Origin of the sequence: Streptomyces sp. NPDC014727 (assembly GCF_043083485.1) — a bacterium.
GTDB lineage: Bacteria > Actinomycetota > Actinomycetes > Streptomycetales > Streptomycetaceae > Streptomyces.
On the sequence record NZ_JBIBYR010000041.1, the window covers coordinates 1 to 13,286 of the forward strand.

Sequence of the window (13,286 nt, forward strand, 5' to 3'; positions counted from 1 at the left end):
GCCCACTCCGTCAGATTCACGCCCTGACAACGACACTCACTCGCACATGGTTACGCTCACCTACCCGACCTCGATGCCCAGCAGTTGAAAACCCCCGCAGGACCGGTCCCGCGCACGGCGCGACGGCGGCCACCGGTCACCCGTACACCCACCACGTCGGCGACGCCCTGCGCGCCGTCAAGGTCTACGCCCGCGCCGCGTTCGGCGTCGTCGTCCTCGGCGAGTACGCGGAGGAGGCGGGCGTCCACCGCCGCGAGCACTGAGTACGCGCCACCTCCCCGCATGAGTCCCGGTATGAGTAGATGACCGGAGGCCGCCCGGCCCTGCGCCGCGATGGGGTGGCGGCATGGAGCGCAACCACGTTCACGCCTTCGCCGTCCCGCGAGTCCCGGCCGGCTCTGCCCCGACGCGTCCCGCCGTCCCCGCACGCAGCCCGAACGCCTGGATCGTCGCCACGGTCGCCACGGTCCTCTCCTCCTTCCTGACCTGCCTCGGGATGTTCGCCATCGGCTTCGCGGTGATGGCCACCGACAGCTGCGGCCCGGACAACTGCCCGTCGGACATCACGGTTCCCCTGGGCCTCATGGGCTACGGGCTGTACGCGACCCCGTTCGTCACGCCGCTCGCCCTGATTGCCGCCTGGGTGCTGCCGTGGCGTCCCGGCTGGGCCGCCGCCCGCCGGTGGGCGGCGTTGATCGCTGTGCTGCCGGGGTTGACGGCCGCGGGCGGCCTGGCCCTGCTCCTGACGCTCGGCGGCTGACTCCCCTCAGCCGTCGGCCAGCAGCTCGTCCGCGTCCACGATCCGGTACGCGTACCCCTGCTCGGCCAGGAACCGCTGGCGGTGCGCCGCGAAGTCCTGGTCGATCGTGTCGCGGGCGACCACCGAGTAGAAGCGCGCCTCGTGCCCGTCGGCCTTCGGCCGCAGCACCCGGCCGAGCCGCTGCGCCTCCTCCTGCCGCGAACCGAACGTCCCCGACACCTGGATGGCGACGGTCGCCTCCGGCAGGTCGATGGAGAAGTTCGCGACCTTCGACACCACGAGGACGCTGAGCTCGCCCTCCCGGAACGCGTCGAAGAGCTTCTCGCGCTGGGCGTTGCTCGTCTCGCCCTTGATCACCGGGGCGTCCAGATGCTCACCCAGTTCGTCGAGCTGGTCGATGTACTGCCCGATGACGAGGGTCTGCTCGCCCCGGTGCTTGCGTACGAGCGCCTCCGTCACCTTCCGCTTCGTGTCGGTCGTCGCACAGAACCGGTACTTCTCCTCGGTCTCCGCGGTGGCGTACGCGAGCCGCTCCGAGTCCGTCAGATTGACGCGCACCTCGACGCAGTCGGCGGGCGCGATGTAGCCCTGCGCCTCGATCTCCTTCCACGGGGCGTCGAACCGCTTGGGCCCGATCAGCGAGAAGACGTCCGACTCGCGGCCGTCCTCACGCACCAGCGTCGCCGTGAGACCGAGGCGCCGCCGCGCCTGCAGATCGGCGGTGAACTTGAAGACGGGCGCGGGCAGCAGATGCACCTCGTCGTAGATCACCAGACCCCAGTCGCGGGAGTCGAACAGCTCCAGATGCGGGTAGACGCCCTTCCGACGGGTCGTCAGCACCTGGTACGTGGCGATGGTGACCGGCCGGATCTCCTTGCGCGTACCGCTGTACTCGCCGACCTCGTCCTCGGTCAGCGAGGTCCGCTTCACCAGCTCGTGCTTCCACTGCCGGGCCGAGACGGTGTTCGTCACCAGGATCAGCGTGGTCGCCTTGGCCTGTGCCATCGCACCGGCCCCGACCAGCGTCTTGCCCGCACCGCAGGGCAGTACGACGACGCCCGAGCCACCGTGCCAGAAACCCTCGACGGCCTGTTTCTGGTACGGCCGCAGCGCCCAGCCGTCCTCCGCGAGCTCGATGGGGTGCGCCTCGCCGTCCACGTAGCCCGCGAGGTCCTCGGCGGGCCAGCCCAGCTTCAGCAGCGTCTGCTTGATCTGTCCGCGCTCCGAGGGGTGCACGGCGACGGTGTCCGGGTCGATCCGCGCCCCGACCAGCGGCTGGACCTTCTTCGACCGGAGGATCTCCTCCAGCACGGGCCGGTCGGTGGAGGTCAGGACCAGACCGTGCACCGGATGCTTGGAGAGCGTGAGGCGGCCGTACCTGGCCATCGTCTCGGCGATGTCGACGAGCAGCGCGTGCGGAACGGGGTAGCGCGAGTACTGCACGAGCGCGTCGACGACCTGCTCGGCGTCGTGCCCCGCGGCGCGCGCGTTCCACAGCCCGAGCGGGGTCAGCCGGTAGGTGTGGATGTGCTCGGGCGCCCGCTCCAGCTCGGCGAAGGGCGCGATGGCCCGTCGGCAGGCATCGGCCTGGTCGTGGTCGACTTCCAGGAGCAGTGTTTTGTCGCTCTGGACGATGAGGGGTCCGGTCACGCGCGTCGGCCCTTTCTGCTGCGGGGACGGCCGGGAACGGCCAAACGTCCAGTGTGCCGCATCCGGCGCAGGACCGGTCGGGCTCCGGGGGCGAGCCGATGCGTGGGAAGTGGACCGCCCCGGAAGGGTGACAAGCCTATGCAATGTCGTTTGCTAGGCAGTATTGTCAATTTCTGACGAGAGTGATTGGCAAACGACGTCATTCGATGCTTGGAGGGGCCGTAATGCTGCTTCGGTTCCAGGTGACGAATCATGCTTCGCTCCGGGAGGAGCAGGAGCTCTCTCTTGTCGCCACCGACCGCCATCCGGAGCGGGCCGAATCCCAGGTGCCGGGTGGTGATCACCACACGGTTCCCGTCGTGGCCGTCTACGGCACCAATGCCTCCGGGAAGTCGAACGTCATCGACTCCCTCGGCTGGATGCGATCGGCAGTGCTGTCGTCTTTCCGCCGTTGGGATCCCAGCGGCGGAGTTCCGCGTCGGCCGTTCGCGCTCCGGCGGGACGCGTCGGCACATCCCAGTTCGTTCGCCGTCGACTTCGTCGTGGACGGAGTGCATCACCAGTTCGGCTTCTCCGTCGATGACGACCGGGTGACCGAGGAGTGGCTCTACTACTACCCCGAGGGCCGACAGCGCCGCCTCTACGAGCGCGGATCCGACGGCGTCGTCAGTTTCGGGCGCTGGCTCACCGGGCGGCGCAAGCTGATCGCCGAGCTGTTGCGGCCGAACAGTCTCTATCTTTCGGTTGCGGCGGCCCAGGGACACGATCAGCTCGGGCAGGTGTTCCGCTGGTTCCGGTTCGGCTTGCGGATCGCGACGGACCACGATTTTCCGCAACGTCTCGACCAGACGGTCCGCCTCTGTCTCGACAACCGTGACCAGCACGAAGCGGCGCCTGTGATGGCCCTTCTCCGCTTTGCGGACCTCGGGGTGTCCGGGCTGGAGATCGAGGAATGGGACGAAGCGGCCAGGGAGGATCACAAGCGGATCACCCAGGCTCTGCGGGAAGCGCTGGGCGACAACGTCCACTTCCAGCAGGACCGCAGCCAGCAAGTGCGAGTCGAACACCGGACGGCGGACGGAGTCTTCCCACTCGATCTCGCGTCCGAATCGAGTGGAACGCGCACCTGGATCGGTCTGATCGGCCCCGTGATCACCACGCTGACGGGCGGCGGCGTGCTCTGCGTCGACGAGCTCGACGCGCGTCTGCATCCGTACCTGGTCGATGCACTGGTCGGCATGTTTCAGTCGCCCGAGATCAATCGGGCAGGAGCACAACTGGTGTTCAGCACGCACGAAGCGGCCCTGCTCGGCCGGAACGTCCGGACCGAACTCTTCAGGGACCAGGTGTGGTTCACGGAGAAGGACCCGCGGACACTTGCCACGCGGCTGTTCCCCATGACGGAGTTCTCGGTGCGTGACTCCGCGGAGAACCTGGAGAAGCGGTATCTGGGCGGACGCTATGGGGCAGTGCCGCACTTGGACGACGAACTGCTGCGGGACATGACCGCGGCGTTCCGGTATGGGGGTGGACGTGAAGCGGGGGAAGCCGCTGAAGCGGGCGGGAGGCGTGCATCCGGAGCAGCGTAGATTTCTGATCTACTGCGAGGGGGAACGCACGGAGGACCAATATTTCAAGGGCCTGAGAGCCGAATTACGTACTCTCCCGGTGGCCATTCGCCTCGGAGGTGAGCACGGAGAGCCGAAGTCGCTCGTACGTGCGGCGATCGATCACAAGAAGCGGGCCGTCCGTTCTCCGGAGGACCGGTGGATGGAGTACGATGAGGTCTGGTGCGTCATCGATGTCGAGGCGCCGGTCCCGCATCCAGGTCTGGATGAGGCGCTGCTGCTGGCGGAACGGAATGGGATCGCGGTGGCGCTCACCAATCCCTGCAGGAGGGATACGGACAGGCCAGGGACCGCGCGATGTCATTGCGGCAACGAGGGACACAGGGGCGCGCGCACAACCCGTGGACGGACGTGGACCGGCTGGTGGGGCTGCTGAAGGCGGCGCGGTACGGCCGGGCCTGAGACCCGGCCGCCCCGCGCCGGGCGCCGGATGAGTCAGGACGAGGCGCCGTCGGCCAGTTCGGCGACTCCGGTGATCCGGTGCAGCGGGTACGTGCGGACCTCGTCGGCCGTGTGGTCGTACGCCGTGACGAAGCCGCCCTCGACCCGGACCGGGGCGATGACGCGCTGGCTGGCCGCGCCGTCCGCGTTGACGTAGCCGATCCAGATCGCCGAGCCGGTCATCGCGGCGGCCTGGACGGTGGCGAGGGTCTCGGCGGAGGTCGTACGGGGCAGGGAGCCGGGCGTGGCGGCGGGCGCGTCGGCCGGGTCCTTGCGGACCACCGTGGCGGCCGTGTCCCCGGCGCGGATCGCCCGGACGGCCGCGCCGAGCAGGGTCGCGTCCGGGACCGGAGGGCCCTCGGGCACGGGGACGGGGGGTGTGCGGGGCGGCGTGCGACGGGCGCCCGCGCGGGTGATCAGGACGTCGCCCTCGGCGGACTCGGCGGCCGGCGCGTAGCCCATCTCCCGCAGCCCTTCGAGCAGGGACCCCGGGTCGACCTGGGCGGCCAGGGCCGTCGGTGCCAGGCGGCGCAGGCGCAGTGTGGCCGAGCGCCTGTCGGCGAGGATCTCGTTCAGCACGGCCTCGTCGTCGCAGCGCACGTACGAGGAGGCGGCGCCGATCCGCAGATGGCCGTGGCGGCGGGCGACGTCGTCGATGAGGTAGCTGAGCGGCTGCGGCACCGGCGTGCGGCTGTGGGCGGCGAGGAAGGCGTGCAGGTCGGCCGCGGACTGTCCGGCGTCCAGGGCCCGGCGCACGGAGCCGGGGGTGAAGCGGTAGACCGTCGCGCCGCCCTTCGACTCGATGTCCGCGAGGGCGGAGAGCATGTCCGCCAGCGGGCGCTCCAGCGGACCGGGGGCGACGGCCGTCAGGTCGGCCTGGAGCAGGACGTGGTCCAGGGGCTCCGGGATGAGGGGCGCGAGCAGCGCGGCGGCCTCGGCGGGGCCGGAGTCGAGCAGGGCGCGGGTGTGCGCGGCGAGTGCGCCGCGGCCGGTGATGCCGAGCAGTTCGGACTCGTTGAGCGTCCACAGGGCGATCCGGGACCGCAGGTCGGTGGTGTCCCCGACGGAGGCGGACGCGCCGCGCAGCGGGCGTTCCCAGCGGAGCCGGGCGAGCACGGTCTCCGGGTCGGGGGCGGTGCCCGGCTCCAGGGAGGTGAGGAGGGCCAGGATCCGGTGGCGGACCTCGGGCGCGGCGGAGCGGTCGAGGTCGGGGCCGAGGGCGGACAGGACCCGGCCCTTGGCGTCCTGGCCGCCGACCAGTCCGGGCGTACGGGTCGCGGCGAGCCAGGCGGTGGCGAGGCGCGCCCAGCGGTCCTGGGCGGGGAGTTCGGCCCAGTCGTCGTAGGCGGGCGTCGGCGCGTACCGTTCGTCGGCCTCGCCGTCGGAGGCCAGTAGCCCGGCCGCGTAGGCGAGTTCGGTCCAGAACGCGGCGACCGGCTCGGAGACGTCGAGGGCGGTGGCGGTCCGTTTCAGGTCGCGGACACTGAGGCCGCCGGCCCGCAGTATCGCGGGCCCGCCGCCGTTCCAGTTCTTCAGCAGCTCCTCGACGGTGCTCACCGCCAGGAACGCCTGGCCGGCCGCGGCGCTGTCCACAGCCTGGGGATCACGGTGGGCGACCGCCTCCACGGCCGGCGGACGCGGTTCCGGCACCCGGTGGGCGCGCCCGGCCCGCAGATGCAGGGCGGCCTCGCGCGGCAGCACCACGGTGCGGGTCGACACGGGCAGCAGCAGCCCGTGGTCGCGCAGCCATTTCACCGGCGGGGTGGGGTTCGGGGTCACTTCCCCGTACGGCGGCCCCCACACCAGCCGGTCCAGCACGGACAGGGCCTCGGCGGGGGCGGTGTCCAGCAGCTCGCCCATCCTGGCCCGGTCGGTGAAGAGCGCCGACAGGGACGTCACCGCGGAGACCGGATCGTGGGTGGTGGGCAGACCGGCCGCCGCCAGGATCTCCTGGAGGCGGCCCGGCGACATCCCGGCGGTCGCCTCCGCGACGGTCGGGCCCAGGCCGGTGGGGGAGGGGTGCTGCGGGGACGGCGCGAGGAGTTCGCGCGCGGTGCGCACCAGCCGCAGCCGGTCGTCCTCGCCCCAGACGAGGGCCTGTTCGCGCAGCGTGTCCAGGGCGGCGGGCAGCGCGTCCCCGATCGCCGTGTCAGCGCCGCCCCGGGGCTCGCCGTCGTCCCGGCCGTCGCCGGTGAGGAGGCCGAGCAGCGTCTCGTACGGGGCGGGGTCGGGAGCCACGGCGAGCGCCTCGGCCGTCTGCAGGGCGAACCGGTCGAGGTGCTCCAGCGCGCGTACGACGGAGGCACGCGTGCCGGCTCTCGTCGCGAGCTGGGTGATGTCGCCCGGCACGGGGGTGAGGAGATCGGGGCGGGCGCGCAGCAGCCCCGCCAGCGATTCGTCGTCCCGGGCGCGGAGGGCCTCGGCGAGCGTCCGCGGTGGTGTGGTCGTCCCCATCCGTCCCACGGTAGTCGTTCCGGACAGGCCTGAGGGCGCTACCGTCGGTGCAGGGCCGCAGAGGGGAACCATCACGTGGGCATCGAGAGCGACCAGCTCGTCTACGACTATCTGAGCCGGGTCGGGGACCTGGCGCAGCAGCAACAGCTGTCCTCGGGAGCCCGGATGAGGCTCGTCGCGACGCTCCGGGGCGAGATCGACCGGCAGCGCGAGAAGCAGTCCGGGGACACTCCGGCGGTGGTCCGCCGCATCATCGGGAGGCTCGGCACGCCGGACGAACTGGTCGCCGCGGCGGCCGCGTCGGCGGACGGCACGGTGGAGCTGCCGCAGGGGCCGGGACCCGTCGTGGGGGAGGGCGGCGGCATCCCCCGGCCGCGCCGGGGAATGCTCCGGAAAGACGGTTCCGGCCGGGGCGCGTCGCCGGTGCGGGCGGAGACCTCGGACGGGGAGTTCTCGGACGCGGAGGCGGGGCGTGCCGAGGAGTCCGCACCGTCCGCGGCCCCGGAACCGGCCGGGCGGGTGCCCTCGCCGCCGCACATGGCCGGTTCGGACGAGCTGGGCCGGTCCGGCAACGAGCCCGACTGGTGGCGCGTCGAGCCGGCGCCGTTCGGTGACGGGGTCGATGTACCGGGGTTCGTCGGCGGTGTCGAGATCCCGGACATGATGAAGCCGCCGTCCCCGGGCGGGGGCGCCGTGCCGCGTCCGCGCACGGGTGACGGTGATCCGGAGTACGACGAGCCGGACGGCGGTGACGGTCCCGCCGAGGACGACGGTCCCGGCGAGGCCCCGCGCCGCCGACGGTTCCCGGGGCTCGGCCGCCGCGCCGCGCGCGAGGGCGGTGCGACGGGCCGCGGTTTCTCCCACCCCTTGCTGCTGCTCGCCGCCGCGCTGCTGGTCGCGGGCGCCGTGATGGGCGCCTGGCCGGCCCTGGCCGGCGGCTGGCTGCTGGCGTACAGCTCGCGCAAGCTCTCCCGCGCGGAGGCGAAGTGGGCCGCGATGGGGCTGCCGGGCGTGGTCGTGGCGGGCGCCCTGGTCTGGCTGTGGGGCCGGACGACGGGCCGCTGGGGCGAACCCATCCCGGAGGACGGGATGGCGCAGGCGCTGAGCGGGGTCTGGCCGGTGGTGGTACGGACGGCCGCCGTGGCGTCGGCGGTGTTCCTGGTGTGGCGGGCGCGGAGGCGCGCGGGCTGAGAGGTCGTTCTCTCCCGGTGTTTCATCCCATGGATTGCGTTTCGTCCTGAGGTGTCGGGCCGGTGTCCGGCCCACCGTCTCCGCGGCCCGCAGCCGACGGACCGGGTCGGCTTACGGACAGTGTCGTGAAGCCGGCCCGGCGCACCGTCGGTTCCGCAGCTACGGGGTGACGATCATCAGGTCGGCCTGCAGCTCGTCGAGGATCCTGTCCGCGGCCGTGTAGCCGATGCCCGCGATCCACAGGCGGTCGTCGACCTTGAAGACCTTTTTGTTCCTGGACGCCGTCAGCCCCTTCCACAGGCCGCCGCTCATCGTCTTCGTCGCACCCGCCTTGTCCGGGTCGCCGTACGTCGACGTGAAGACGACATCCGCGTCCGCGAGGTCGATCTTCTCGGGGGACACGTCGTACGAGAAGCCGTCCTCGGCCTTGTCGGTGATCGCGGGGCGGCCCATGCCGACGTCGGCGAGGATCGAGCCGATGTAGTTCTGCTTGCCGTAGATGCGGATGTCGGCGCCCTCGACGAAGCGGACGAAGTTGACGTCCGTGGCAGCCGCCTTCTCCTTGCCGCCGATCGCCTCGGTCACCTTCGCGACATGGGCGTCGTACGAGGCGATGACCTTCTTCGCCTCGGCCTGCTTGCCGAGCGCGTCCGCGTGCAGCCGGAAGTTTTCCTTCCAGGCGGATCCGGTGGACTCCGTCATCACGGTGGGGGCGATGGCGCTGAGCTGTTCGTAACGGTCACCGTCACGGACCTTGCTGGTGAGGATGAGGTCCGGCTTCAGCGAGGCGACGGTCTCCATGTTGGGGTTGGCGATGTCGCCGACCTCCTTGATGCCCTTCGTGCGGCTCTCGGGCAGGTAGGAGGGGAAGCCGTCCTCCGTCGCCGAGTGCGTCGCCCCGACGGGCCGTACGCCGAGGCTGAGTGCGGAGTCCAGCTCACCGGTGTCGAGGACCACGACGCGTCGGGGGGCCACGGGGACCTCGACGTCGCCCATGACCGTCTTGACGGAGCGGGTCCTGGCGGCAGCTGCACCGGAGTCCTTGCCGGGGTCCGAGGAACCGCAGGCACAGAGCGCGAGCGCGCCGGACAGGGCGAGGGCGCCGGCGGTGAGGCCGCGGCGGCGGGTGAAGGTGGTCATGGACTGCCTTTCGTCGGTCGGGCCGGGTGCTGGGTCACGGGTGTACCGGCGGTGAGCCGTTGCGGGGCAGCCGGGCCCCGGGCCCGCCGGACACCCACCCGGGCCGGGAGCGGGGCACGGTTCACGCCGTCGGCGTGGCCTGCCACGGCGCACCCGGCACCACGAGCGGCGAACCCGTCACCGGGCACGGGACGATCACCGCGTCCAGGCCGAAGACCTCGCGCACGAGATCGGCGGTCACGATGTCGTCCGGGTGGCCCTCGGCGACGATCCGGCCCGCCTTCATGGCGACCAGGTGGTCCGCGTACCGGGCGGCCTGGTTGAGGTCGTGGAGCACGGTGACGACGGTCCGGCCGCGGGTGCCGTCCGCCGCCGGGGCGGTCAGCCGACGCACCAGGTCGAGGACTTCCACCTGGTGCGCGATGTCGAGGTACGTGGTCGGCTCGTCGAGCAGCAGCAGATCGGTCTCCTGGGCGAGCGCCATCGCGATCCAGACCCGCTGACGCTGCCCGCCGGACAACTCGTCCACCGACCGTTCGCCGAGCGCGGTGACGTCCGTACGCTCCATCGCCTCCGTCACCGCCCGCTCGTCCTCCTGGGACCACTGCTGCCACCAGTGCTGATGCGGCTGCCGGCCGCGGGCGACGAGGTCGGAGACCGTGATCGCCTCGGGGGCGACCGGGGTCTGCGGCAGCAGCCCGATCGACTGGGCGATCCTCCGCGTGGGGATCCTCGACAGTTCGGTGCCGTCCAGGAGCACCGCCCCGCCGCGCGGCTTGAGGAGCCGGCCGAGCGCGCGCAGGGTGGTCGACTTGCCGCAGGCGTTCGGCCCGACGATCACGGTGACCCGGCCGTCGGGCACATCGAGGTCCAGTTCGCGCACGACGGTGCGGTCCTCGTACGCGAGGGTCAGCCCTCGTGCGGTGAGCCGGCCGGCCGTGGTCGCCGCGGCCTCGGGCGCGTCAGGCGCGTCGGACGTACGGGTCGAGCTCATGCGGTGCCTCCACTACGGCCGCGGCCGCCGCCGTGACCTCGGACGATCAGCCAGATCAGATACGGGGCGCCGACCGCCGCCGTCAGAACGCCCACCGGAAGCTCGGTGGGCGAGAAGAGCCTGCGCGCCAGCAGATCCGCGAAGACCACGATCACCGCGCCGAGCAGCGCCGAGCAGAACAGCGGGATCTGCGCGGTACGGGTCATCCGGCGGGCGATCTGCGGCGCGAGCAGCGCCACGAAGTCGACCGGCCCGGCCGTCCCGGTCGCCACGGACGCCAGGATCACGCCGAGGGCGACGAGCCCCAGCCGTACGCGTCCCAGACGCACCCCGAGCGCCGTCGCGGTGTCGTCGTCCATCGAGACGGTGCGCTGGGCCCGCGCCGCCCACAGGACGGCCGGCAGGAGGATCAACAGCGTCCAGCCGATCGGCGCGGCCTCGGACCAGCCGCGGCCGTTGAGCGAGCCGGTCATCCAGACCTGCGCCTGCTGGGCGACCAGATAGTCGCCCTTCGTCATGAACAGCGTGGTCACCGACCGCAGCGCGATGGCGAAGCCGATACCGATGAGGACGAAGCGGGTCGCGTGCAGTCCGCCGCGCCAGGCGAAGACGTACACCAGCGCCGCCGCGGCCACCCCGCCGATGACGGACAGATACGGCAGCACGGTGTACGAGGTGACGCCGAAGGTCATCGCGCCGACCGTGAGCGCGCTCGCCCCCTGGCTGATGCCGATGATGTCGGGGCTGGCCAGCGGATTGCGGGCGACGGTCTGGATCAGCGCACCGGCGATCCCGAACGCCGCACCGACCAGCAGCCCCACGACCATCCGTGGCAGTCGCAGCGTGCCGACGACCAGCTCGTCGGGGGACGGCTGCCCGAGGATCACCTTCACGACCTCGCCGGGCGCGACGAAGCTCTCGCCGACGCAGAGATACGCGACACAGAGGGCGGCCAGCGCGACGAGGAGGGCCGCGGCGACGACGGCCGCGCGCCGGTGCAGCAGGAACCGGCCCCGCGCCCCGATCCGTACGACGTGGTACCCGGCGGGCCGCACCCGGACCGTGGTGCCGCTCATGCGGGCACCGCCTTCCGGCGCACCAGCACGACCAGGAACGGAACACCGATCAGTGCCGTCATCACGCCCGCCGGCACCTCGCTCGGCGGGAAGAGGACACGGCCGACGACATCGGAGACGAGCAGCATGACGGGTCCGATCAGCGCCGCCATCGGCAGCACCCAGCGGTGGTCGCTGCCGACGATCGCGCGGGCGATGTGCGGGACGGCGAGCCCGATGAACGCGATCGGACCGGCCGCCGCGACACCGACACCGGTCAGCACGGTGGCCCCGATGCCGCCGACGATCCGTACCGCGGCGACCTTCTGCCCGAGGCCCTTCGCCACGTCCTCGCCGAGCGCCAGCGCGTCCAGCCCCCGGGCGACGGACAGCACGAGCACGGTCCCGACCAGCATGAACGGCCAGATCTGCTGGGCCACATCGGCCTCGCGCCCGGCGATGGAGCCGACCTGCCAGAAGCGGAACTCGTCCAGCGCGGACGCCTTGGTCGTCAGCACCGCCGTCGTCACCGACACCAGCAGCGCGTTGATCGCGGCTCCGCCCAGGGCGAGCTTCACGGGGGTGGCGCCTCCGCGCCCGCTGGAGGCGACGGCGTACACGGCGACCGAGGCGATCGCGGCCCCCGCGAACGCGAACCACGCGTACCCGGTCAGGGTGTGGATTCCGGCGTACGCGATGGCCAGCACCACGCCCACCGAGGCGCCCTGACTGATGCCCAGGATGCCGGGGTCGGCGATGGGATTACGGGTGATGCCCTGGAGCACCGTGCCCGCGAGCGCCAGTGCCGCGCCGACCATCAGCCCGATCAGGGTCCGCGGTACCCGCATGTTCCGGATGACTTCGGCGGGGTCGGAGTGCCCGCCGTGCAGCAGGGCGTCGATCACCTCGGACGGGGGTATGGAACGGGCCCCCACGGCGAGACTGAGAAGGACCGCCACCAGCAGCGCCGCAACGGCCGCCGCTGTCGCGAGTGCGCGTCTGGGGCGGCGTGGTGCGACGGCTGACATGGGACCCAATCGAAAGGTGAAGCAAAGTTAGGCTTGGCTAAGTCTAAGCACCGCCGGTTCGGCGACCGAGGGCCCGTACCGCCAACGCCCTGCACCCGCCACACGCGACAATGGGCTTCATGCCTTCGCACCCGCTGATGGTCGGCTTCGACCTCGACATGACGCTCATCGACACCCGGCCCGGCATCAAGGCCGCCTACCTGGCCCTTTCCGCCGAGACGGGGACGCCGATCGACGCGGACCTGGTGGTGAGCAGGCTCGGGCCGCCCGTCGACGACGAGCTGCGCAACTGGTTCCCGGCCGACGCGGTGGCCGCCACCGCCGACCGCTACCGGGACATCTATCCCACCTACGCCATCACCCCGAGCCCCGCGCTGCCGGGCGCCCGGGAGTCGATCGCGGCGATCCGTGAGCGGGGCGGCCGGGCGATAGTCGTCACGGCCAAGCACCGGCCGAGCGCGGAGCTCCACCTCGCCCACCTCGGGATCGAGCCCGACGCGGTCATCGGCGGCCTGTGGGCGGAGGCCAAGGGCCGGGCGCTGCGTGAACACGGCGCGCACGTGTACGTGGGCGACCACACCGGCGACGTACGCGGCGCCCGCACGGCAGGGGCGCTGTCGGTCGCGGTCGCCACGGGCCCGTGCGACGCGGAGGAGCTCCGGGCGGCGGGCGCGGACGTCGTCCTGTCCTCGTTGTCGGAGTTCCCGTCCTGGCTGGACGGGTACCTGGACGGGGAAGCGGCGTAGGGCCTTCGGCGGGGCGGATCCACTGAGCGGCCATGCCTCCGGACGCTCCCGGGGCGGGCTGACGCCCCCGATCCACCTGGCTGCCGACGGCCGCTGTGCTTCGTCCTCGGGTCGCCACCCGTGTCGGACGGGGCTCCGGGACAACCTGATCGCGATCCGGAACATCTCCTCTCACAAGCCCGCGCCACACCGGTGCGGG

General features: G+C 72.0%; 10 protein-coding genes and 2 pseudogenes. 6 read left to right on the forward strand and 6 right to left on the reverse strand.

Going from position 1 to position 13,286, the window contains the following annotated elements; genetic code table 11:
* Window positions 1-80: 80 nt before the first annotated feature.
* Both ACF1B9_RS35140 and ACF1B9_RS35145 read left to right on the forward strand, forming a co-directional pair.
* A pseudogene (locus tag ACF1B9_RS35140) lies at window positions 81-263 on the forward strand (hypothetical protein); the annotation flags it as partial.
* Window positions 264-346: 83 nt separating this feature from the next.
* On the forward strand, window positions 347-760 hold the full coding sequence (locus ACF1B9_RS35145; RefSeq protein ID WP_391738462.1) for a hypothetical protein: 414 nt from the start codon (window positions 347-349) through the stop codon (window positions 758-760).
* Between the two features lie 6 nt (window positions 761-766).
* On the opposite strand, the gene ACF1B9_RS35150 is transcribed toward ACF1B9_RS35145, so the two are convergent.
* Window positions 767-2,410: a DNA repair helicase XPB gene (locus ACF1B9_RS35150; protein ID WP_391738463.1), complete on the reverse strand. Its 1,644-nt coding sequence runs from the start codon at window positions 2,408-2,410 to the stop codon at window positions 767-769.
* 143 nt (window positions 2,411-2,553) lie between these two features.
* On the opposite strand from ACF1B9_RS35150, the gene ACF1B9_RS35155 reads away from it, so the two are divergent.
* Both ACF1B9_RS35155 and ACF1B9_RS35160 read left to right on the forward strand, forming a co-directional pair.
* Complete coding sequence (locus ACF1B9_RS35155) at window positions 2,554-3,999, forward strand: ATP/GTP-binding protein (protein WP_391738465.1); 1,446 nt, start codon at window positions 2,554-2,556, stop codon at window positions 3,997-3,999.
* Window positions 3,932-4,243 (forward strand): annotated as a pseudogene (locus ACF1B9_RS35160) (RloB family protein); the annotation flags it as partial. The gene ACF1B9_RS35155 and the pseudogene ACF1B9_RS35160, both read left to right, overlap by 68 nt.
* 230 nt (window positions 4,244-4,473) lie before the next feature.
* On the opposite strand, the gene ACF1B9_RS35165 reads toward ACF1B9_RS35160, so the two are convergent.
* Window positions 4,474-6,933, reverse strand: coding sequence for a helicase-associated domain-containing protein (locus ACF1B9_RS35165; RefSeq protein ID WP_391738466.1), 2,460 nt, complete (start codon window positions 6,931-6,933; stop codon window positions 4,474-4,476).
* A 75-nt stretch (window positions 6,934-7,008) separates the two neighbouring features.
* Here ACF1B9_RS35165 and ACF1B9_RS35170 point away from each other — a divergent pair, with 75 nt between their 5' ends.
* The gene (locus ACF1B9_RS35170) at window positions 7,009-8,124 is read left to right on the forward strand and encodes a hypothetical protein (protein ID WP_391738467.1); all 1,116 of its coding nucleotides are present in this window, start codon (window positions 7,009-7,011) and stop codon (window positions 8,122-8,124) included.
* A 159-nt stretch (window positions 8,125-8,283) separates the two neighbouring features.
* Here the strand turns inward: ACF1B9_RS35170 and ACF1B9_RS35175 are convergent, their stop codons facing one another.
* The 4 genes from ACF1B9_RS35175 to ACF1B9_RS35190 form a co-directional block, all read right to left on the reverse strand.
* Window positions 8,284-9,264 (reverse strand): ABC transporter substrate-binding protein, encoded by a 981-nt coding sequence (locus ACF1B9_RS35175; RefSeq protein ID WP_391738468.1) that lies wholly within the window; start codon window positions 9,262-9,264, stop codon window positions 8,284-8,286.
* A gap of 121 nt (window positions 9,265-9,385) precedes the next feature.
* Window positions 9,386-10,258, reverse strand: coding sequence for an ABC transporter ATP-binding protein (locus ACF1B9_RS35180; protein WP_391738470.1), 873 nt, complete (start codon window positions 10,256-10,258; stop codon window positions 9,386-9,388).
* On the reverse strand, window positions 10,255-11,334 hold the full coding sequence (locus tag ACF1B9_RS35185; protein ID WP_391738472.1) for a FecCD family ABC transporter permease: 1,080 nt from the start codon (window positions 11,332-11,334) through the stop codon (window positions 10,255-10,257). The genes ACF1B9_RS35180 and ACF1B9_RS35185 overlap by 4 nt, the downstream gene beginning before the upstream one ends.
* Entirely contained in the window at window positions 11,331-12,341 is a 1,011-nt protein-coding gene (locus tag ACF1B9_RS35190) for a FecCD family ABC transporter permease (RefSeq protein WP_391738474.1), read from the reverse strand. The genes ACF1B9_RS35185 and ACF1B9_RS35190 overlap by 4 nt, the downstream gene beginning before the upstream one ends.
* A gap of 119 nt (window positions 12,342-12,460) precedes the next feature.
* Between ACF1B9_RS35190 and ACF1B9_RS35195 the strand changes: the two genes are divergently transcribed.
* Window positions 12,461-13,087, forward strand: a complete 627-nt coding sequence (locus tag ACF1B9_RS35195; RefSeq protein WP_391738475.1) for an HAD family hydrolase — start codon at window positions 12,461-12,463, stop codon at window positions 13,085-13,087.
* Window positions 13,088-13,286 lie beyond the last annotated feature (199 nt).

What these genes read in the sequence shown, in the direction of transcription:
- ACF1B9_RS35185 (WP_391738472.1), bottom strand. Translation starts at nt 11,334, where the DNA reads ATGAGCGGCACCACGGTCCGGGTGCGGCCCGCCGGGTACCACGTCGTA.
- ACF1B9_RS35175 (WP_391738468.1), bottom strand. Translation starts at nt 9,264, where the DNA reads ATGACCACCTTCACCCGCCGCCGCGGCCTCACCGCCGGCGCCCTCGCC.
- ACF1B9_RS35165 (WP_391738466.1), bottom strand. Translation starts at nt 6,933, where the DNA reads ATGGGGACGACCACACCACCGCGGACGCTCGCCGAGGCCCTCCGCGCC.
- ACF1B9_RS35180 (WP_391738470.1), bottom strand. Translation starts at nt 10,258, where the DNA reads ATGAGCTCGACCCGTACGTCCGACGCGCCTGACGCGCCCGAGGCCGCG.
- ACF1B9_RS35145 (WP_391738462.1), top strand. Translation starts at nt 347, where the DNA reads ATGGAGCGCAACCACGTTCACGCCTTCGCCGTCCCGCGAGTCCCGGCC.
- ACF1B9_RS35155 (WP_391738465.1), top strand. Translation starts at nt 2,554, where the DNA reads ATGTCGTTTGCTAGGCAGTATTGTCAATTTCTGACGAGAGTGATTGGC.
- ACF1B9_RS35190 (WP_391738474.1), bottom strand. Translation starts at nt 12,341, where the DNA reads ATGTCAGCCGTCGCACCACGCCGCCCCAGACGCGCACTCGCGACAGCG.
- ACF1B9_RS35195 (WP_391738475.1), top strand. Translation starts at nt 12,461, where the DNA reads ATGCCTTCGCACCCGCTGATGGTCGGCTTCGACCTCGACATGACGCTC.